Below are 20,257 nucleotides of genomic sequence, written 5' to 3'. Positions count from 1 at the left end.
CCGTCTCATCGGCTGATGGTCGCTCATGCCGCGGTGGTCGCGGCGGCCACGACCCTGTACCTGGCGGTGCCCGAAGCACGCGCTGCGGCGTGGGCGGTCATCGGTGTGGCAGCCGTCGTCGCCGTACTGACCGGGGTGCACGTCCACCGCCCCGCCCACCGCTGGCCCTGGTGGCTGCTGGCCGGCGGACTGCTGACGTTCATCGCGGGCGATACGTACTACAACGTCGTCGAGCAGTACTTCCACGCCTCCAACCCCTTCCCCTCCCCCGCGGACGCCTGCTACCTGGCCGCCTACCCGCTCTTCGCCGCGGGGCTGTCCGGGCTGGTCCGCTACCGCTGGGCGGGCCACGACCCGCCGAGCCTGCTCGACGCGCTGATCTTCACCTCCGGGCTCGCGCTGCCGGTGTGGCTGTACCTGGTGCAGCCGCTCACCGAGGTGCGCGGGCTCACCTGGCAGCAGCGGGCCATCAGCATCGCCTATCCCCTCGGTGACGTGCTGGTGCTGGCACTGCTGGCCCGGCTTCTCACCCCGAGCCCGGTGGGCGGCCACAACCGCTCCGTGCAACTGCTGGTGGTCGGCACGCTGACGCTGCTCGGCTTCGACATCGCGTACCGAATTCTGCAGCTCAACGACGTCTGGCAGGCGGGCACGGCCCTCGACACCGGATGGATCGTCTTCTACACCGCCTGGGGCCAGGCCGCGCTGCACCCGTCGATGGTGGAACTGACCGCGGCCGAGCCCCGGCACAGGTCCCTGCTGGCCCACCGGCGCCGACTGGTCATGCTGGCCCTGGCGACGCTGATCGCCCCGGGCATCCTGCTGGACGAGGGGCTGACCCGCTCGGCCGACGACGCCGCGGTGATCGCCGCCTTCTCCGGTGTGCTGTTCGTCCTCGTGATCCTCCGGCTCGGCGGAATGGTCGTGGCCCACCGCGGCACCGTGGCACGGGAGCTGACGCTGCGCCTCGCGGCCGTCTCGCTCGTCTCGGCGGTCCGCCAGGAAGAGGTCGCCCGGGTCTGCGCCACGGCCGTCGACGGTCTGCTGGAGAGCGCGGTCGACCACCGGACCCTGCTGCTCCCGGCCGAGCGCGCCGCCGACCTCGCGCCGCACCACGGACGCCTCGCCGACGCCCGCGACCTCGCCGTCGGCGACGAGCTGGAGCCTTCCGCCACTGTCCTGGTGTGCCTGATGATCCCGCCGGACCGCCCCGTCGGAGACGTCCCGGGCGTACTGCTGGTCGCCGGGCCACCCGGGCAGCTTGCCGAGACCCGCGGCTCCATAGAGATCCTCGCCTCGCACGCGGGCCTGGCCATGGAGCGCATCGCGCTGCGCCAGGAGATCGTCCGCCGGGAGAAGGAGGCGTACTTCCGCACGCTGGTGCGCAACACCTCGGACGTGATCCTCATCGTCGAGGACGACGACAACATCCGGTACGCCAGCCCGTCCGCCGCGTCCGTCTTCGGCACCGCCGACCTGGTCGGCGTCCCGCTGCCGGACCTGGTCGACCCTCGGGACCGGCAGCGCGCCGCACGGGAGCTGGCGGCCGTACGGACGGCGGGGCCGCGGGCCACCCACGACCACTGGTGGGTCAGGCACCGCGCGGGCCGGGTCGAGGTGGAGGTGCGGTGCAACGACTTCCGGGACGAGCGGACCGTGGGCGGACTGGTGGTCACCCTGCGCGATGTGACGGAGCAGCGCCGGCTGGAGCACGAGCTGACCCAGCGGGCCTTCCACGACGCGCTCACCGGCCTGCCCAACCGGACGCTGCTGCTGGAGCGGATCGAGCGCGCCCTGCTGCGCGGGCGCCGCGAGTCGTCCCTGACCTGTCTGCTCTTCATCGACCTCGACGACTTCAAGCAGGTCAACGACACGCTCGGGCACTCTGCCGGCGACCATCTGCTGGTCTCTGTCGGGGAGCGGCTGTCCAAGGCGCTGCGGCGCAGCGACACCGCCGCCCGGCTCGGCGGCGACGAGTTCGCGGCCTTGATGGAGGACGCCCGCGAACCGCTGGACGCGGAGCTGCTGGCCGCCCAGGTCATCCAGACGCTGTCCCGGCCGTTCGCCCTCGGAGAGGAGTCGGTCACCGTCTCCGCCAGCGTGGGCGTGGCCACGGCCCGCGACAGCACCGACGCGGAGGAACTGCTCGGCCACGCCGACCTCGCGCTCTACGCGGCCAAGGCGGCGGGGAAACGACAGTGGCGGCGCTTCCGCCCCCTGCTGCACACCCGCATGGTCGAGCGGCACGACCTGCAGAACCGGCTCGCCCGGGCGGTCGCCGACAAGGAGTTCACCCTGCGCTACCAGCCGGTCGTGGACATCAAGGCGGGCGAGGTCGTCGGCTTCGAGGCGCTGGTGCGCTGGCCGCAGGCCCCGCACAGGCCCATGCCGCCGGAGCAGTTCATCGCGCTGGCCGAGGAGACCGGGCACATCGCGATGCTGGGCGCGTGGGTGCTGGAGAACGCCGTCAACGACATCGCCGGCCTGCAGCGGCTGCCCGGCCCCGCCGCTCCGCCGTACATCAGCGTGAACGTCTCCGCGCGCCAGTTCCGCGACGCCGGGTTCGTCGACCAGGTCGGCCAGGCCCTGCGCACGCCCGGGCTCGCCCCGGGGTCACTGCAGTTGGAGCTCACCGAGACCGTGCTGCTGCGACGCGACACCCAGATCCAGGCGGTCCTGCGGGCCCTGAAGGAGCTCGGGGTGCACATCGCGGTCGACGACTTCGGGACCGGCTTCTCCTCGCTGCGCTACCTGCGGGACTTCCCCATCGACGTACTGAAGATCGACAAGACGTTCATCGACGACATCACCCGCGACGCCCAGCAGGTCGCGCTCGTCGAGGGCATCGTGCGGATCGCCGACACCCTGGGGCTGCAGGTGATCGCCGAGGGGATCGAGGAGCCGGCGCAACGTGATCTGCTGGCGGGGATGGGGTGCCGGTTCGGACAGGGCTATCTGTTCGCCCGGCCGATGACGGTGCAGCAGAGCGAACGGGTGCTGCGCCGCAGTGACAACGGCCGGGTCGCCAGGACCGACCCGGGCCCCGAGCCGGTGCCCGTCGCCGACAGCCGCCCCGCGCACCCACGGCGTCAGGACCGCAACGCGAGCCTGGAACACCTGCGGCGGACCAGCCCGATGAGCGACGCGGTCCTGGACGAGGTGCGGGGCCGGCACATCCGCAGCCGCGACCACTGGCTGATCGACTTCGCCTCCTGCAACTACCTCGGCTTCGACTGGGACCCGGAGATCATCGAGGCGGTGGACCCCGCGCTGCGGCGCTGGGGCACCCACCCCAGCTGGTCCCGTCTGCTGGGCAGCCCGCGCCTGTACCCGGACATCGAGGAACGTCTGGCCGCGCTGCTCGGCGCGCCCGACACACTGCTGCTGCCGACGCTGACGCTGATCCACACCTCGGTGATCCCCGCGCTGGCCGACGGCGGCCACGTCTTCGTGGAGGCGACGGCACACCGGACGGTCTACGACGGCTGCCTCGTCGCCCGCGGCCAGGGCGCCACCCTGCACCGCTTCCACGCCGAGCGCCTCGGGGAGCTGGAGACCCTGCTGGCCTCGGTGCCCTCGGGCCTGCCCCGGCTGGTGTGCCTGGACGGAGTCAACAGCATGAGCGGGAACCTCACCGACGTGCCCGCGCTGGCCTCGGTGTGCCGCGCGGCGGGGGCGACGCTGTACGTCGACGACGCGCACGGGTTCGGGGTGGTCGGGGAGCGCGGGCCGCGCGAGCCGTGCTCGTACGGGACGCGCGGCAACGGCATAGTGCGGCACACCGGGGAGTCGTACGACGGGATCGTGCTTGCCGGCGGCTTCTCCATGGCGTACTCGTCGCTGCTCGCCTTCCTCGCGCTGCCGACCGCGATGAAGAACCGGCTCAAGACGGCCGCGGGCCCCTACCTGTACTCGGGTCCGTCCCCCACGGCGTCCCTGGCGACGGTGCTGGCCGGGCTGGACGTGAACGACAAGCGGGGCGACGCGCTGCGCGCGGATCTGTACCGCAGGACGGTCCAAGTGCTGGATCACCTGGACGAGCTGGGCGTCGCGACCCTCAACCGGGACCGGCTGCCGATCATCGAGATCCCGCTGGCGAACGCGGACGACCTGGACGCGGTCGGGGCGTTCCTGTGGGAGGAGGGAATCTACGTGACGCTGGCCGCCCATCCCCTGGTACCGCGCGACCGGGTCGGATGCCGCGTCCAGGTCACGGCGCTCAACTCCGACGACGACATCGAGCGGCTCAACGGGACGCTGACCCGGTTGGCCGCCCGTTTCCCGCTGCGGCCGAAGGGCTGAGGCCGATGACGACGCACAACGACGACGTGGACTGGGACCGCTGGCCGGTGGCGGACTACCTCGCGGAGAACTACCGCGACCTGCATCCGTCCGACGCGGCGGTCATCGCCCATCACTCCGCCTTCTACCGGCGCATCCCGCCGAGGTCCCTCGCCAGGTCGGTCGAGTTCGGGGCGGGCCCCAACCTGTACCCGCTGATCCTCGCCGCCGCCGCGAGCCGCCGTATCGACGCCGTCGAGGCGGGGGCCGGGAACGTCGCCTACCTGGAGCGGCAGATCCTCTACGGGCCGGACGCCAGCTGGCTGCCGTTCCACGCGCTGTGCCGGCGTTTGAACCCCGACCTGCCCGCCACCCTGGCGGGGGCACTGGCGGACGTCAACGTAGTCCACGCCGACGTGCGCGAGCTCGCTCCCGGCGGGTACGACCTGGCGTCGATGCACTTCGTCGCCGAGGGCGCCACCGAGGACCGTGCGGAGTTCGCCGACTTCTGCCGGGCCTTCGTGCGCTGCGTCGTCCCGGGCGGACACCTGGTGGCCGCGTTCATGGAGGACCTGCCCACCTACCGCGTCGGCCCGGCCTTGCGCTGGCCCGGCTGCCCGGTGAACCCCGAGACGGTCACGCAGGTGTTCGCGCCGCTGACCCACGACCTGACCGTGACCCACATCGACGCCGACCCCACCCCGCCCGACTACGGGGAGTCCGGAATGGTCCTCCTGACGGCCCGGGCAAGACGTCCGTCACCGGGACGACGAGCCGCCGCGGTCGCCGGTGGCCGGCAGCCCGGGGAGCGCCGAGGGTAAGGCACGTCAGGGGGTTCCGCCCGCCCGGAGGCGGGGCCCGTGGGGGCCGCCTATCGTGAGCGAGGGCGCCGTTTCCCGCCGGTCCGCTGCGGGCGCCCTGGGAGGCATCGATGCTGGCCAAGCCGACGACACGGTCCGCGGTGCGGCGCTGCGCGGTCACCGGGGCCGCCACTGTGGCCCTGCTGGCCGCGGGGCTGCCGTCGGTGACCGCGGACGGCACCGGACCCGACCTGTCTCGCTTCTACCGGCAGAAGATCGTCTGGTCCAGGTGCAAGGGGCCGGACGCGCCCAAGGACCTGCAGTGCGGCAAGGTCACGGTGCCGCTCGACTACGCCAGGCCCCGGGCCGGCACGCTGGATCTGGCGCTGGCCCGCTACCGCGCGACGGCGAAGAAGAAGCGCGGTTCGGTGCTGCTGAACTTCGGCGGGCCGGGCGGCTCCGGGGTGAGCGAACTCGCCTCCGGCGGCGACGACTTCATGGGCCTGACGAACGAGTACGACGTGGTGTCCTTCGACCCGCGCGGCGTCGGCAGGTCCTCGCCGGTCAGCTGCGGCGACGAGAGCGACGCGCTCGCGGCGGTCACCGACGAGAACGCCGACCTCCGCCATCCGCAGGATGTGCTGCGGCAGTTGAAGGCGGCGGCCGAGCAGTGCGCGCGGCACTCCGGGCCGGTACTGCCCCACATAGGAACGGTGAACGCCTCGCGCGACCTGGACGTGATGCGCCAGGCGCTCGGCGACAAGAAGCTCAACTACCTCGGTTTCTCCTACGGAACACGGCTCGGCGCGGTGTACGCCGCCCAGTTCCCCAAGAAGGTGGGCCGGTTGGTGCTCGACGGGGTGGACACGCTGACCGAGCCCATGGCGGAGCAGGGGATCGCGGGCGCCGAGGGTCAGCAGACCGCCCTGGAGGACTTCATCACCTGGTGTGTGAAGGACATCGCCTGCCCCTTCGGCCAGGACGCGCGCGACGCGCGGGAACAGGTCGTGCAGTTGGTGGACTCGCTCGACCAGGACCCGGTGCCGGGCGACCTCGGCGGGCAGTTCACCGGCCAGGACCTCGTGGGCGCCATCGGACAGGCGCTGTACAGCAAGCAGCTGTGGCCCTCCCTGGAGCGCGCCCTCGCCCAGCTCGTCGAGGACGGCGACACCCGCGGCGTGATGAACTTCGCGACCGGCGGGGCCCGGCCGCGCCGGGCGCAGGGCGACGGCGGGCTGGTCGACGAGGACGACGTCCCGCTGGACAACCTGCCCGCGGCGCTGATGGCGATCGACTGCGCGGACGATCCCGACCGCCCCGGCGCCGAACAGATCGCCCGGGACCTCGGCCGGCTGCGCGCCGAGTACGAGCAGGCCTCCCCGGTCTTCGGCCGCTACCGGCTCACCGAGCTGCTGATGTGCTACGGCCGGCCCAAGGGCACCGACTACATCCGCGAGAAGGTGCGCGACGTGCACAGCGCCAAGATGCTTCTCGTGGGCACCCGGGGCGACCCCGCCACGCCGTACCGCTGGACCGTGGAGACGGCCGCGCGGCTCGGCTCCTCGGCGGTGGTCCTCGACAACAAGGGCGAGGGGCACACCGGTTACGCCTCCTCCAAGTGCGTGCACGAGAAGGTCGACAATTTCCTCCTGTACGGCTCCCTGCCGCCGAACGGCAGTTCCTGCGCGCCGGAGGAGGGCGACTGAGTCAGGCCTCCCAGTCGTAGGCGAGGCGGTGCAGGGCCTCGGCCGTCGTCACGAAGCCGTCCTCACCCAGCAGTTCGCGCAGCTGGGCGTTGAAGCGGTCGATCTCCGGGCGCGCGGCCCGCAGGGCGTCCGCTCCGGCGTCGGTCAACTCCAGTACGACGGCGCGGTGTTGGAGCGGGTGCGCCTGCTTGGACAGCAGGCCCGCCATGGCGAGCCGCCCGACGAGCGCCGTGACGGCCGACTCGCGCAGCCCGAGTACACCGGCCAGCTCCTGCTGGGTCGCACCGGGCCGGTCCTGTACGGCGAACAGCGCGCCGACCTGGGCCGTGGTGACGCCGGCGACGGCGAGGCAGCGCCGGTCCACCGCAGTGCGCAGACGGTGGGCCGCCCGCTGCAGCAGAAAGTACAGGCGCTGATCCGGCTCGGACATGGGCCGATCTTGACAGACGCCGACGGCGCACGCCACCCTCACTTCACTGGTGAAGTGAGACGGAGGGCGGACGGCGCGATGGACCTGGAACTGGCTCGCAAGGCCCTGGCCGAGCAGCCCTTCAGCAGGCTGCTGGGCACCCGGCTGACCGCCTGCGGAGACGGCACGGCCTCGCTGGAGCTGGACGTCCGCGAGGAGCTGCTCCAGCAGTACGGCTTCGTGCACGGCGGGGTGCTCTCCTACCTGGCGGACAACACGCTGACGCTCGCCGCGGCCACGGTGGTGGGCGCCGGGGTGATCACGTCCGGGTTCACCATCGACTATCTGCGGCCGGCCACGGGTGTCGTCCTGCGCGCGGACGCCCAGGTGGTGCGGGCCGGCCGCACCCGTGTCGTGTGCCGCTGCGACGTGACGACCGTGGACGGCGCCGGGGTGCGGACCCTGTGCGCCGTGGCTCAGGGGAACGTCGCGGTGACGGAGCCGCCGGACGGGGTCCGCTAGGGCCCTGGGTCAGAAGTCCACCGGGTCGCGCACGATCGGGCACGTCATGCGGTGTCCGCCGCCGCGGCCGCCGCCCAGCTCCGCGCCCACGATGGTGATCACCTCCATGCCGGCCTTGCGGAGCAGGGTGTTGGTGTGGGTGTTGCGGTCGTGGGTGAAGACCACGCCGGGCTCCAGGGCGACCGCGTTGTTGCCGCTGCCCCACTGCTGCCACTCGGAGGCGTACGCGTCACCGCCGGTCTCCACGACCCACAGCTCGGGCAGGCCGGGTGGGAGGCGCCATCCGGCGACTCGGGAGACATTGGCAACCGTATGCCCGTAATGCCCGGTCGAACCGCTCCCCATGCCCGACCGCCGATTCAGTCCTATCGTGCTGTTATGGAGCACGATCTGAGTCCTTCAACCCTCTCCGAGCTCCGGCGCCCGCGGCCGTATCCGGCCGTGTCCGTGCTGACGCCGACGCATCGCCGGGAGCCCGACAACGCCCAGGATCCGGTCCGGCTGCGCAATGTCGTGGCCGAGGCCAAGAAACAGCTGGAGGCCGATCCCTCGGTGACGCGGGAACGGCGCTCCGACGTGGTCCGTCAGCTCGACCAGGCCCTCTCGGAGGTGGATCTGGCACATGCCGAGGACGGTCTGGTGATCTTCGCCGCTCCGGGTGAGCACCAGGTGTGGTCGCTCGCCCGCACCGTGCCCGAGCGGGTGGTCCTCTCGGACACCTTCCTCACCCGCAACCTGGTCTCCGCGCACGCCGCCGAGCGGCCGTTCTGGGTGCTGTCGGTCTCCGCCGACCGGGTCACCCTGTGGAGCGGCGGCATCGACCGCGTCACGGAGGACCACAGCGGCGGCTTCCCGATGACCCGGGCGACGCCGAACTTCGACGCCGAGCGGGTGGAGCGGATCGGCGACGTGCCGAGCACCTTCCGCGACGAGGGCACACGCCACTTCCTGCGGGAGGCGGACGCGACGATGGGCATGGTGCTGCGCGAGCAGCCACGACGGCTCTACGTCACCGGCGAGCAGGCCGCCCTGTCCGCGCTGGACGAGGTGGGCGGCGTCACCAAGGAGGCGATGCACGTCCCGCACGGCGGACTCGCGCACGGCACGCCGGATGCGGTGTGGCAGGCGGTGCGTCCGGTGCTCGACGCCGAGGCCCGGAGCGACACCGAGGCCGTCGCCCGGGAACTGGAGTCGGCCCGCGGCCGCAAGTCGTTCGCGGCCGGCGTGGACGAGGTCTGGCACAGCGCCCGCGAGGGCCGCGTCCGCCTGCTCGCCGTCGAGGAGAACTTCCGCATGACGGTGCGCGACGCGCTCGGCGAGCACCTCGCGCCGGCGAACAGCGGCGACCGAGACGCGCGTGAGGACATCGTCGACGAGATCGTCGAACAGTGCCTGGAGACGGGCGCCGAGGTCCGCTTCGTCCCGGACGGCGCGCTCGTCGACGCGCAGGGGATCGCCGGGGTGCTGCGCTACTGAGTCCGGTCCGGTCACACGTTGCCGAGCAGGGCGCTCAGGCCGCGGTCCAGCGCCTCGGCCAGATCCTCCTGCCCGGCGGCGACGACGGCGTACGTACGCACCAGGAACCGCTGCAGGGCGGCCGTGTCGAACTGCAGCAGGGCCATGCCGTACGGCGAATGCAGTTCGATCACCGTGCGGGCGCGGCCGCAGGGCCACAGGTGCACGTCGCCGCCGCCGACCGGGCCGCGCAGCCCCTCGTCCAGCAGGGTGCGGGCGAACGTCCAGGTCACCGCGGTGCCGTCGAGGGAGACGTCGGGCGGGAAGTCGAGGTGCACGGCCAGCGGGTCCGCCGACGTGTAGCGCAGGGTGGCGGGGGCGGGCAGTTCCTGCTCACGGGCGGTGACCAGGCGGCCCCGGACGGGCTGCTCGAGGGTGATGTCCATGGCCGCTCCCCAATACGGGTCCGAGGTCGGCCGGATCGCCGACACTGTTACGACCTCGAAGACCCCGATCGCATTACATGCAAGCGCTTTCCAGTTTGTGTGACCTGCGTCACTGGGTAGCGATGCGAACAAACATGCCGAACAAACACCCGTCGAACACACTGCGGAACACGCACCGGGACTCGGTTACGATGCCCCAAGTCACGTACGCCGCCTACGACTTGACGAGCCGAGGAGGTAAGCGACAGACGCAGCGCAACCACTCCAAGTAGACGCTGGCATATGCCAGAAGCACCACCGGATCGTGTGTTGCCAAATCACTTACAGGGCGTCGCGGGCTGTGCAACAGTCGTAACGGTCCCTCCGTCCGCCTTGGTCGTACCGTCCCGCATCGGAGTGCGTCATGCCGTCCCATCTCTCTGCGGATCACCCAGCCGCCCAGCCGCCGGGGCGCGGCTCGGTCGACGCGCTGATCTCGCAGACGCGGCGACTCAAGGGCGACGTGGACGCCGTACGACAGGACACGCACGCGGACGGTTCGGACCCCCGGGAGCGCTGGCAGCGCGCGCTGTGCGACCTGGCGCTGCATCAACTCAACGACCTCGACGCCCACTTGGCGCAGCTGCGGGACGGACCGCCCTCCGTTCCCGCCGCCCCGGAGCCGGCCGGCGGCCGGTCCGTGCCGCCCGCTCCCCGGCACGGCTCGTTGCTCAGCCGGGTCGGCTCCGCGGAGTGGAACCTGCTCACCGACGAGGCGAGTTGGTCCGGCGAGCTGTACCAGATCCTCGGCCGCGCCCCCGAGTCCGCCCCGCTCACCCTCGACGAACTGCCCTCCCTGGTCCTGGACGAGGACCGCGCGGGGCTGACGGCGATGGTCACGCACTGCCTCGTCGACGCACAGCCCATCGACGGGGAGTTCCGCGTCGTGCGCCCGGACGGCGAGGTGCGCACCGTGCACATGATGGGCGAGCCCGTGCTCGACGCCGACGGCGGCACCGCCTCGATGTGGGCCGTGCTGCGGGACGTCAGTGAACTGCGCCGCAGCCAGAAGGCGGTGAGCGAGACCCGTGACTCGCTCCAGCGCCACCAGCACCGCGCGCAGACCGAGCACCGGCTCGCGGTCGAGCTGCAGGAGGCCGTGCTGCCGCCGTGGCGTGGCTCCCTGCGGCTCCCGCACCGAGGCCCCCAGACGCTGGACCTCGCCGCGTACTGCCTGCCGTCGTCGGACGGCGCGCTGATCGGCGGGGACTGGTACGACGCGCTGGAACTGCCCGACGGACAGACCCTGCTGAGCGTCGGCGACCTGACCGGGCACGGCGTGACCGTCACCTCGGGCATGGCGATGCTGCTCGGCGCACTGCGCGGCATGGCGATGGCCGGCACGGCACCGGGACAACTGCTGTCCCTGCTGAACCGGTTACTCGACGCCACCGTGCAACCCGCCCTCGGCAGCGCCGTCTGCTGCCGCTACCGCCCCGAGACCCGCACCCTGACCTGGGCGCAGGCCGGACACCCCGCCCCGCTGCTGTTCCGCGACGGGACGGGGCGCAGGCTGCGCGCCCCGCAGGGCGTTCTGCTCGGCGCGACCGCGAACGCCGCCTTCGAGGAGGTCCACGAGACCCTCGAAGTGGGCGACCTGCTCCTGCTGCACACCGACGGACTGGAGCCTGGGCATGCCGCGGGAGTGACAGAGCCCGCGCACCGGCTCCTGGACCTGGCCCCCCGCTTCCGCGAGGCGCGAACCGCACAGGACTGCGTACGGCTGGTCGTGGAGGAGTTCGGCGCGAGCGAGCGTCAGGACGACGCGTGCGTGCTCGTCGCCAGGGTGACGGCGTAGGCGCATCGGACCACCGGTGTCCCGGGTTCGGCCCGTCCCGGCGGAGGCACGAACTCCCTATGCCCGTGCGCTGTTGCCGCCCTGGGACGCCTTCTTCGGCAGCGCAAGTTCGATCTCCTCCCGCAGTTCGTGGATCTTCGGGTAGTTGGAGTACTCGGCCGTCAGCCGGTACATCTGACGCAGCCGGTCCCAGGTGCGGTGGGACGAGTTGGATCCCATCGACATCAGGGCCAGGCGCGCGTAGCGGTCGGCCTGTTCGGGGTCGTCGGCGATGAAGCAGGCCGACGCCATGGACAGGAAGTCGAAGATCTTCGACCGCTGGCGTCCGTCGACGCGCAGGGCCAGGGCCTTCTCCGCGTAGTGCTGGGCGTGCACGGCCGCGGAGGGGTCGTGTTCGGCCAGGGTGCGGTAGGCCAGGGCCTGCATGCCGTACAGGTCCTCCTCCTTGAACATCTGCATCCAGCTCGGCGGGGGCACGTCCGACTTGTCGGAGACGAAGAGGTCCTCCGCCTGGCCCAGGGTGCGTCGCATGGCCTGGCCCTTGCCCATGGAGGCCTGTGCCCAGGCCTCGATGGTGTAGAGCATCGCCTTGGTGCGCGGCAGCACCTCGTCGCCCGAGCCGGACCGGGCGAGTTTCATCAGGTCGAGTGCGTCGTCGGGCCGGCCCAGGTGCACCATCTGGCGAGCCGCCCGGGAGAGCGCCTCCCCCGCGCGGGGCCGGTCACCGCCTTCTCTGGCCGCGTGCGCGGCGATGACGAAGTACTTCTGGGCCGTGGGCTCCAGGCCGACGTCGTGCGACATCCAGCCCGCGAGGACGGCGAGGTTGGCAGCGACGCCCCACAGGCGCCGCTGGAGATGGTCGGGGTGACGGTAGGCGAGCATGCCGCCCACCTCGTTGAGCTGGCCCACGACTGCCTTGCGCTGCAGCCCGCCGCCGCGGGCCGCGTCCCAGGCCCGGAACACCTCGACCGAGCGCTCCAGTTCCTCGATCTCCTGCGACCCGATGGGGGCGGCCTCGTAGCGGTCGAACCCAGCGGGGTCGGCGTGCAGGGGATCGTCGAATCGTGGGGCGTCGGACTTGAGTGTCGGGTCGGTGTGCAGCCAGTCGTACATGGCGCTGCTGAGTGCGGAGCCTGCGGCGAGCGCGGCACCCGCGCCCACCAAGCCGCGTCGGTTGAGCATGAGGTCCATTCCCGTGAATTCGGTGAGGACCGCAGCTGTCCGCTCGGGCGCCCACGGCACACCGTCGGGATGTTCCACACTCCCGCCGTCCTGCCGTTTCCCCGTACGCCCGTGCCGGACCAGACCGAGGTCCTCGATGGTCACGACACGGCCGAGACGCTCGGTGAACAGAGCCGCCAGCACCCGCGGCACCGGATCGCGCGGGATCTCTCCCGTGTCGATCCAACGCCGCACCCGGGAGGTGTCGGTCGACAGCTGGGGGTGGCCCATGGCCGCCGCCTGCCGGTTGACCAGCCTCGCGAGTTCACCCTTGGACCAGCCGGCCAGGCCGAACAGGTCCGCAAGGCGGGTGTTGGGTTGTCCGCTCACGTCAAGCCCCCAGGTTCTCGGCTGAGTTGACAGTAGCCCGGGGAGAGTTGCCGGGCGACTATTCGCCAGGGTTCGCCAGGGTGCGCCAGATGGTGTGCCAGTGGTGATCGGGTGTCAGGTAGGAACGCGCCACCCCGACCCGGTTGCCTTCGTGAACAAGGGACGCATTCCCCAGGATGCTCCCGAGGGGCCGGGCCGGGTAGCGCGTCTGAACCGCACAGGCACTGCAGGCACACGAAGGGATCTGTTTCGCCCATGTACGCAGCATCGTCCTCCGTGTCCGCCCCGCCCCGGTCGCTGCGCTCCCGCCCGGCGGGCAGCGGCCCCTTCCTCGACCCCGCCGGGCGCCCGGTGGCCCCCGCGCTCGGTGCGGGACGGCCGCGGCGCGCCCCGGGGCCCGGCACCCAACCGCTCAGCGGGAGACTCGACTTGTCCGGCCCTCAGGGCGCCCAGTTGCGAACGGCCCTCGCGTCGGTGCACCGGATCTGCCCGGAGTTCGCTCCGGTGCAGGTGCTGCGCCGCAGCGGACGGTCCGTGCTCCTGGTCGGCACGACCGGGCGCAGTACGGCCGTCGCCAAGTGCTTACTGGACCACTCGCCCGCGTGGTCCGAGCGGATCAGGCACGAGATAGCGGCATACCGCTCGTTCGTCCGGCACCGTCCTCCGGTGCGGGTGCCGAGACTGATCGCGGCGGACCCGGACAACTGCACACTGGTCATCGAGCGGATGCCGGGACGGGTGGCCGCGCTGCAGCGGCATCCGGCCGAGGCTCCTCCCCGGGCGGACATCAGGGCGGCACTCGGCGCGATCTGCCGGCTCAACGCCTGGCGGCCGCCGGCGGGCACCTTCGACGCCCCGCTGGACTACGCGGCCCGGATCTCCCGCTACCACGAGCTGGGACTGCTGACCGACCGGGACATGGGCGACCTGCAGAAGCTGCTGCACGGCATCGCGCACTCGGCGGGCCGGCAGGGCATGGGCCAGTTCTGTCACGGCGACGCACTGCTCTCGAACATCCTTCTGTCCCCGGCCGGTCCAGTGCTGGTGGACTGGGAGCACGCGGGCTGGTACCTGCCCGGCTACGACCTGGCGGTGCTGTGGTCGGTCCTCGGCGACGCCCCGGTGGCCCGCCGTCAGATCAGCCAGATCGCCCAGTCGGCGGGTCCGGCGTCTCGGGACGCGTTCCTGGTGAACCTGATGCTCGTCCTGACCCGTGAGATCCGCACCTACGAGACGGCCGTGCAGCGTTCGATGCACGACGCGGCCCCGGCGGCACCGGGGGTGGCCCACCCGAGTGCTGCGCCGTCCGGCGAGGAACAGCGGCTGCTGCTCAGGCGGCTGCACGACGACTGCCAGCTGGCCCGGCGGGCCGTGCGCGCGGCGGTCGGCACTCGCTGAAGGGGACGAAGGTCCGCGGTGCGCCCGTGAGGGAGCGCGCCGCGGATCTTCGTGTTCGCGGGCTCCTCCGCACGGGTCATTGGTGTACTCCACTGACGCCTCGCAGGCCCGGAAGCCGCCGCCGGGAAACTCCCCCATCCTCGTGTTGACATGGGAAATCTCCTGCTCGTGGGCATGATTGACGGATCGTCGGCAAGCCGGTACCACTGACCCACCACCGGCCCTGCACGCCCCGCCACGCCCGCTCGTCCCAGGAGGCTGCATTGCGAGGATCCGTCACCGACCCCAGATCCGCACCCGGCCACAGACACACCCGTCGAGCCGTCGGCGCTCTCTCGACCGCGGCTCTGCTGCTGCCGCTGCTGGGCGCGGCCCCGGCGCCGAGCGCGGCCGAGTCGTCGGCGGGCTCGCTGCAGCGGGCGTTCGCGTCCGCGGCCGCCGCGTACCACGTCCCGCAGAGCGTCCTGCTCGGCGTCTCCTATCTGCAGTCACGCTGGGACGCGCACGAGGGCGCGCCTAGCGTCTCCGGCGGTTACGGCCCGATGCACCTCACGGACGCCCGCACCGCGCTCGCCACCGCCACCTCGCACCACGGTCAGGGCACCGAGGACGCCCGCGGCGACAGCGCCCGCGCCGCCCTGCGCCCCGACGTCCACGTACCGGCGCAGTCCCAGCTCCCCGCCCGGCTGCGGACCTTGAGCAGGGCGGCCGAGCTGAGCGGCATCCCGGCCGAGCGGCTGCGGACGGACGAGGACGCCAACGTGGCCGGCGGCGCCGCGCTGCTCGCCGCCGCGCAGCGGGACCTGGGCGAGCCGCTGAGCGCCGACCCCGCGGCCTGGTACGGGGCGGTGGCCCGCTTCTCGGGCGCCGACGACACCGCGACGGCGGCCGCGTACGCGAACGACGTCTACGACGTGATGCGCACCGGCGAGGAACGCATGACGGACGCCGGGCAGCAGGTCGTCCTGGCCGCCCGGCCGGGTCTCGCCGCCGACACCGGGCAGCTCCACGCGGCAGGCCTGAGGAATGTCTCCGACGACGGCACAGAGTGCCCGAAGTCGGTGTCCTGCGAGTGGATCCCGGCCCCCTACCAGCAGTTCGGGAACGACGACTACGGCAACCACGACCTGGGGGACCGCCCGGAGTCGCAGAGCATCAAGTACATCGTGGTCCATGACACCGAGGGCACCTGGGACGGTGTGCTGAACCTGGTCCAGGACCCGACCTATGTGTCGTGGAACTACACGATCCGCTCCACGGACGGTCTGATCGCCCAGCACGTGAAGGCCAAGGACGTGGCCTGGCACGCGGGCAACTGGTACGTCAACGCCAAGTCCGTCGGCATCGAGCACGAGGGCTTCCTCGCCTCGCCGGACGCCTGGTACACGGAGGCGATGTACCGCGCGTCGGCGCGCCTGGTCCGCTACCTCGCAGCGAAGTACGGCATCCCGCTGGACCGGCAGCACATCCTGGGCCATGAGAACGTCCCCGGCCCGACGACGTCGACCATCCCCGGTATGCACACCGACCCCGGCCCCTACTGGGACTGGCGGCACTACTTCGAGCTGCTCGGCCACCCCTTCAAGCGGACCGCCGGGAAGAACGCCGGGGTGGTGACGATCCTGCCGGACTACGCGGCCAACCAACCGCCGTACACCGGCTGCGTCACCAAGGACGAGCCCTGCGCGGCGCACGGGTCCGGTGAGGTGCGCCTGTACTCGGACCACGACGAGAGCTCGCCGCTGATCAAGGACGTCGGCCTGCACAAGGGCGCCGACTCCACGATCGACGTCAACGACGTGGGCTCGCGGGTGTCGACCGGCCAGCAGTACGCGGTCGCCGACCGGTACAAGGACTGGACGGCGATCTGGTACCTGGGTCAGAAGGCCTGGTTCCGCAACCCGCACAAGGACCCGACGGCGGTGCCGGCCTCCGGTCCGGTCGTGACGCCCAGGGAGGGTCTGGACAGTGTCCCCGTGTACGGGCGGGCCTACCCGGAGGCGTCGGCGTACCCGGCGGGAGTGCCGGCGCAGGCGGTGTCCCCGCTGCCGTACACGCTGCCGAAGGGGCAGAAGTACGTGGTCGGTGACGTGGTGCCGGGTGAGTACTACTACGCGGTCACCTTCACCACCGACTCGCACCGGGTCGTGGTGGGCAAGGACCTGTACTACGAGATCCAGTACGGCCATCGCGTGGAGTTCGTGCGCGCCGCGGACGTGACGCTGCTGCCGTCCGGCCGGTAGGGCCGGGTCAGCCCTGCTGGAAAAGCTCCGCCGGGAGCGGCTTCAGCAGGGCGTACAGGTCGTCGGTGATGGGGCGGTCCCAGGCGGCGATGGTCACCAGGACGTTGTCGCTGCGGTCGAACTGCACGCAGGAGATCCGGCTCTCGGAGAGCTTGAGGCGGCGCACGATCAGGAGGTTGTCGCCCTGCATGACCGGCATGTCCTCGACGCCGACGACCGTCACCTCCTCCTCGTTCTCCAGCGCGAGGAGGAGCTGGGCGACCTCGAAGGGGATCTCGCCCTCGGCGACCTCGCGGGCCGGGGAGCCCTCGGGCAGGTTGCCGATGATCATCGCCGGGCCGCGGCCGCCGAAGAGGTCGTAGCGCAGGAAGACGCCCTGGCAGCTGCCGTCGGGGGCGGGCAGCAGGCCGGCGCCGAGGTTGCCGGGCCAGTCACCCGGGTCCATGGCCAGTACGTCGAAGTCTGGGCCGGCGGGGGTCGCACTGCGGCGGCGGAGGAACGACATGCGCCAATGGTACGGGGCAGGCGGGCGTGGTGCGGGTGCTGGTCGCACCCACCCGCCCGAGCCGCGTCTGTCACGGCTCGGCGCCCTCAGGTCTCCTGGTCTTCCGTCGCCTTCAGAGTGACCGCCAGGCCTGTGCTGTCCGTGCCGAGCTTGCGGTAGACCGCGGAGAGCAGGCGGACGACCGTCGGCTCGTCGATGTGCAGTTCGCGCGCGATCTCCGCCTCGGTGCGCCCCTGGGCCGCCAGGTTCGCCGCCGAGCTCTCTCGGGACGTCAGGGTGTCCGTCTCCGTGCTGTGCAGGCGCCGTGGGCGCAGTCCCGCGGCGGTGAGTTCGTCACGGGCGTCCTCGACCAGCCCGTCGGCGCCGCACTGGACCGCCGCGTCGAGGCCCCGGTAGAGGTGCTCGGCCGCCTCCCGGGGACGGCCGGTGCGGCGGAGTTCCGTGCCGAGGGCGACGAGGGCGCAGGCCAGCTCGTAGGCGGCCGGAGAGCGTTCGAGGTGGGTGACGGCCTCCTCCAGGTATTTGACGCGGGCGGAACCGGAGGAGACTTCGGCGACCGTGCGCAACGCCTGGCCGACGGCCGACGGGGTGCCGAACTGGCGGGCCCGGGCGACCGCTTCGAGGGCGGTGGCGACGGCCCGTTCCGGGGCGGTGTGGGCCTCGGCTCGGGCGAGGTGGAGCTGCCAGGGGCACCAGGCGGGATTGCGGATGCCGCGCGGGTCGAGTCGGCGGCCCGCCGCGGCGAGCTCATCGGCCGCCTTCCGGTGCAGGCCGCGGGCGAGGAGCAGTTCGCCGCTCACGGTCTGGGCGTCTGGGAAGACGACGGCCGCCGGGTAGGGCGCGCAGAAGGAGTAGTCCTCGCCGGTGCGGGCGGCCTCGACGATCCGGCCGCGGGCCAGCAGTACCTCGATGAGGATGCCGACGGCGTACCAGTGGGCGGGGGTGCCGGGGCCGACGCGTTCGGCCAGCCGCAGTCCCGCCCGGACGAAGTCCTCGGCCTCGGCGAGCCGGCCGCGCCGGTAGCGGACGTAGGCGAGGAGCGTGTAGGCGAAGGAGAGGTGGGCGCCGCGCCAGCCCTGGCGTTCGTAGTCGGCGATGCCGAGCGCGAAGAGTTCTTCGGTACGGCCCGGCCGGTCGGCGTACATGAAGGCGAGGGCGACCAGGACGGGCACCTCGAAGCCCCGGTCGGGTTCGGCCCAGCGCAGACCGCCGGCCAGGGCGCGTTCGGCGTGGTGGAGGGCGATGTGGGCGGGCTCGCCGCGCAGGACGGCGTCCCAGGTGCGCAGGCCGATGACATAGCGCTCGGTGAGGTCGCGGCCGCTCAGCCGGTCGGCGAGCCTGGCCAGGCGGCGGGAGCGGGAGGGGTGGTCGGGTTCGTCGGCGCGGAAGGCGTCCCACATGAACTGTTCGGCGACCATGCGCAGCCTGACCCGGGCGTCGTCGGTGACGCGGATCTCGCGGGCGAGGGTGTCGGAGGCCTCGGCGAGGTGGTCGCTGTGGGCGAGGACCTGGGAGAGCCGGTAGACGATGTGGTGGCGCAGGCCGGGGTCGGTGACCGGCTCCTCCAGGGCGGCGCGCAGATGGTTGACGGTGGTGGCGGGTTCGGTGAGCAGGGAGGCCGAGCCCAGTTCGTACAGGACGGCGGCGCGGTCCCCGGCGGGCGGGGGTTCGCGCAGGGCGCGGGCGAGGTAGCCGCGGGCGGCGTCGGGGGCGCCGGCGCGCACGGTCTGGGCGGCGGCGGCGCGCAGTTGCTGGACCACCCAGGTGTCGCCGTCGGGGTGGGTCTCCAGGAGGTGGCGGGCGGCCGCCGAGGGGCCCTGGCCGTCGTCGATCACGCACCAGGCGGCCTGGCCGTGCAGGGCGACGCGGACGCCGGGCGGGATGGCCCGGTAGACGGCGGTGGCGATCAGCGGGTGGACGAACTCCAGGGTCTCGGCGCCGGTGAGGATGCGGGCCGTGCGCAGCGCGTCGGCGGCGTCGGCGGCCTCCTCGTGACCGAGTCCGGCGACGGCGGCGGCGAGCAGGGGGTGGATCTCGGTGCCGAGGACGGCACAGGCCCAGGCGAAGCGCACGGTGGAGGCGCCGAGGCGTTCGAGGCGGGCGACCAGGCCGCTGCCCTTGACGGCGGCGGCGAGATCGCGCAGCAGCGGGGCGGCGGACTCGGTCGGGGCGAGGCCGCGCTCGCGCACCTTGGCGAGCAACTCGACCGTCTCGAACGGATTTCCGGTGGTGACGGCCCAGCATTCGCGGCAGAAGGCGTCGTCGGGCCTGGCGCCGAGGGTTTCGCGCACCAGCCGGGCGACGGCGGCGGCGCTGAGCGGTTCCAGGTCGAGGGGGCGGGTGCCGGCCCGGCCGGGCAGTCCCCTGAACGACTCGGCGTGCTCGGGGAGTTCGTCGGGCCGGTAGGCGACGACGATGAGCAGCGGGAGCTGTTCGGCGCGGGGCGCGAACGCGGCGAGCCAGCGCAGGGATTCGGGGTCGGCCCAGTGGGCGTCGTCCAGCACCAGCACCATCGGGGCGCGCAGCGCGGCGAGATGGGTGAGGATCCAGTCCAGGCCGTCGCGCAGGCCCTGTTGGTCCGGTGGGGCGGCCGCGGTGGGCGCGCACAGGCCGAGGGCGGGACCGACGATGTCGTACCAACTGCCCAGCGAGTCGCGCAGGTCGGCCTGTGCGGCTCCGGCGAACTGGGGTTGGAGCAGTTGGCGGGCGACATGGAAGGCGACCCGCTGTTCCTGGTCGCCGCCCCGCGCGGAGAGCACGGTGCAGCCCTTGGCGGTGGCCAGCCGCCGGACTTCGGCGAGGAGGGTGGTCTTGCCGATGCCGGCGCGTCCCGCGAAGGCGAGGAGGGCGCCGCGGGGACGGTCGGGCGGTTCGGCCCCGTCCGCGCGCAGGCCGGTGAGTGCAGCCAACGCCTCGTCGACGGCCGCGAGTTCGCTCTCGCGCTCGAAGAGGGTCCGGCTGTTCCGTACGACACGCTGCACCATGGCATACCCCCTGCCACGGCGGTGCGTCCGCGCGGGGAGCGGACACGCACCGTGGCCTCCAGGCACCTCAGCGTACGCCGCAGGGGGGTCGCACGACCTGGTACGAGCATTACTGACCGA

At 72.4% G+C, this 20,257-nt stretch carries 13 protein-coding genes and 1 pseudogene; 8 read left to right on the top strand and 6 right to left on the bottom strand.

The window, feature by feature from the left end; all coding sequences use genetic code 11:
• The first annotated feature begins 15 nt into the window (after window positions 1-15).
• The 3 genes from ACQF4J_RS41785 (at window position 16) to ACQF4J_RS41775 (ending at window position 6,787) form a co-directional block, all read left to right on the top strand.
• Window positions 16-4,302: an aminotransferase class I/II-fold pyridoxal phosphate-dependent enzyme gene (locus ACQF4J_RS41785; protein WP_351804268.1), complete on the top strand. Its 4,287-nt coding sequence runs from the start codon at window positions 16-18 to the stop codon at window positions 4,300-4,302.
• Between the two features lie 5 nt (window positions 4,303-4,307).
• Window positions 4,308-5,102 (top strand): class I SAM-dependent methyltransferase, encoded by a 795-nt coding sequence (locus tag ACQF4J_RS41780; RefSeq protein WP_351566781.1) that lies wholly within the window; start codon window positions 4,308-4,310, stop codon window positions 5,100-5,102.
• A 110-nt stretch (window positions 5,103-5,212) separates the two neighbouring features.
• Entirely contained in the window at window positions 5,213-6,787 is a 1,575-nt protein-coding gene (locus tag ACQF4J_RS41775; RefSeq protein WP_351804266.1) for an alpha/beta hydrolase, read from the top strand.
• 1 nt (window position 6,788) lies between these two features.
• Here ACQF4J_RS41775 and ACQF4J_RS41770 read toward each other — a convergent pair whose 3' ends face one another.
• Window positions 6,789-7,217 (bottom strand): MarR family winged helix-turn-helix transcriptional regulator, encoded by a 429-nt coding sequence (locus tag ACQF4J_RS41770; RefSeq protein ID WP_351804264.1) that lies wholly within the window; start codon window positions 7,215-7,217, stop codon window positions 6,789-6,791.
• A 78-nt stretch (window positions 7,218-7,295) separates the two neighbouring features.
• Here ACQF4J_RS41770 and ACQF4J_RS41765 point away from each other — a divergent pair, with 78 nt between their 5' ends.
• A complete protein-coding gene (locus ACQF4J_RS41765) occupies window positions 7,296-7,718 on the top strand; it encodes a PaaI family thioesterase (protein ID WP_351567167.1) in 423 nt (140 codons plus the stop codon).
• A gap of 9 nt (window positions 7,719-7,727) precedes the next feature.
• Here ACQF4J_RS41765 and ACQF4J_RS41760 read toward each other — a convergent pair.
• Window positions 7,728-7,985, bottom strand: a pseudogene (locus ACQF4J_RS41760) (arginine deiminase family protein); the annotation flags it as partial.
• Window positions 7,986-8,096: 111 nt separating this feature from the next.
• On the opposite strand from ACQF4J_RS41760, the gene ACQF4J_RS41755 reads away from it, so the two are divergent.
• Complete coding sequence (locus ACQF4J_RS41755) at window positions 8,097-9,194, top strand: chemotaxis protein (protein ID WP_351804262.1); 1,098 nt, start codon at window positions 8,097-8,099, stop codon at window positions 9,192-9,194.
• Between the two features lie 11 nt (window positions 9,195-9,205).
• Here ACQF4J_RS41755 and ACQF4J_RS41750 read toward each other — a convergent pair whose 3' ends face one another.
• Window positions 9,206-9,619: an SsgA family sporulation/cell division regulator gene (locus ACQF4J_RS41750; RefSeq protein ID WP_351566793.1), complete on the bottom strand. Its 414-nt coding sequence runs from the start codon at window positions 9,617-9,619 to the stop codon at window positions 9,206-9,208.
• Window positions 9,620-10,022: 403 nt separating this feature from the next.
• Between ACQF4J_RS41750 and ACQF4J_RS41745 the strand changes: the two genes are divergently transcribed.
• On the top strand, window positions 10,023-11,456 hold the full coding sequence (locus ACQF4J_RS41745; RefSeq protein ID WP_427168131.1) for a PP2C family protein-serine/threonine phosphatase: 1,434 nt from the start codon (window positions 10,023-10,025) through the stop codon (window positions 11,454-11,456).
• A 57-nt stretch (window positions 11,457-11,513) separates the two neighbouring features.
• Here the strand turns inward: ACQF4J_RS41745 and ACQF4J_RS41740 are convergent, their stop codons facing one another.
• On the bottom strand, window positions 11,514-13,007 hold the full coding sequence (locus tag ACQF4J_RS41740; RefSeq protein WP_351566797.1) for a DNA-binding protein NsdB: 1,494 nt from the start codon (window positions 13,005-13,007) through the stop codon (window positions 11,514-11,516).
• A gap of 255 nt (window positions 13,008-13,262) precedes the next feature.
• Between ACQF4J_RS41740 and ACQF4J_RS41735 the strand changes: the two genes are divergently transcribed.
• Entirely contained in the window at window positions 13,263-14,405 is a 1,143-nt protein-coding gene (locus ACQF4J_RS41735; protein ID WP_427168130.1) for an aminoglycoside phosphotransferase family protein, read from the top strand.
• Window positions 14,406-14,668: 263 nt separating this feature from the next.
• A complete protein-coding gene (locus ACQF4J_RS41730) occupies window positions 14,669-16,648 on the top strand; it encodes an N-acetylmuramoyl-L-alanine amidase (RefSeq protein WP_427168129.1) in 1,980 nt (659 codons plus the stop codon).
• A gap of 7 nt (window positions 16,649-16,655) precedes the next feature.
• Here the strand turns inward: ACQF4J_RS41730 and ACQF4J_RS41725 are convergent, their stop codons facing one another.
• On the bottom strand, window positions 16,656-17,153 hold the full coding sequence (locus ACQF4J_RS41725) for a hypothetical protein (RefSeq protein WP_142149023.1): 498 nt from the start codon (window positions 17,151-17,153) through the stop codon (window positions 16,656-16,658).
• 86 nt (window positions 17,154-17,239) lie between these two features.
• Complete coding sequence (locus tag ACQF4J_RS41720) at window positions 17,240-20,137, bottom strand: AAA family ATPase (RefSeq protein WP_427168128.1); 2,898 nt, start codon at window positions 20,135-20,137, stop codon at window positions 17,240-17,242.
• Window positions 20,138-20,257: the final 120 nt, after the last annotated feature.

This window comes from Streptomyces sp. C1-1 (assembly GCF_050214755.1).
GTDB lineage: Bacteria > Actinomycetota > Actinomycetes > Streptomycetales > Streptomycetaceae > Streptomyces.
The sequence above is the reverse complement of the archived record's forward strand: the minus strand, read 5'-3'. Positions and strand labels throughout refer to the sequence as shown.

Excerpts from the sequence above, each read along its gene's own strand:
- ACQF4J_RS41765 (WP_351567167.1), top strand. The coding sequence starts at position 7,296 with ATGGACCTGGAACTGGCTCGCAAGGCCCTGGCCGAGCAGCCCTTCAGC.
- ACQF4J_RS41770 (WP_351804264.1), bottom strand. The coding sequence starts at position 7,217 with ATGTCCGAGCCGGATCAGCGCCTGTACTTTCTGCTGCAGCGGGCGGCC.
- ACQF4J_RS41725 (WP_142149023.1), bottom strand. The coding sequence starts at position 17,153 with ATGTCGTTCCTCCGCCGCCGCAGTGCGACCCCCGCCGGCCCAGACTTC.
- ACQF4J_RS41720 (WP_427168128.1), bottom strand. The coding sequence starts at position 20,137 with ATGGTGCAGCGTGTCGTACGGAACAGCCGGACCCTCTTCGAGCGCGAG.
- ACQF4J_RS41755 (WP_351804262.1), top strand. The coding sequence starts at position 8,097 with ATGGAGCACGATCTGAGTCCTTCAACCCTCTCCGAGCTCCGGCGCCCG.
- ACQF4J_RS41750 (WP_351566793.1), bottom strand. The coding sequence starts at position 9,619 with ATGGACATCACCCTCGAGCAGCCCGTCCGGGGCCGCCTGGTCACCGCC.
- ACQF4J_RS41775 (WP_351804266.1), top strand. The coding sequence starts at position 5,213 with ATGCTGGCCAAGCCGACGACACGGTCCGCGGTGCGGCGCTGCGCGGTC.
- ACQF4J_RS41785 (WP_351804268.1), top strand. The coding sequence starts at position 16 with ATGGTCGCTCATGCCGCGGTGGTCGCGGCGGCCACGACCCTGTACCTG.
- ACQF4J_RS41735 (WP_427168130.1), top strand. The coding sequence starts at position 13,263 with ATGTACGCAGCATCGTCCTCCGTGTCCGCCCCGCCCCGGTCGCTGCGC.
- ACQF4J_RS41780 (WP_351566781.1), top strand. The coding sequence starts at position 4,308 with ATGACGACGCACAACGACGACGTGGACTGGGACCGCTGGCCGGTGGCG.
- ACQF4J_RS41745 (WP_427168131.1), top strand. The coding sequence starts at position 10,023 with ATGCCGTCCCATCTCTCTGCGGATCACCCAGCCGCCCAGCCGCCGGGG.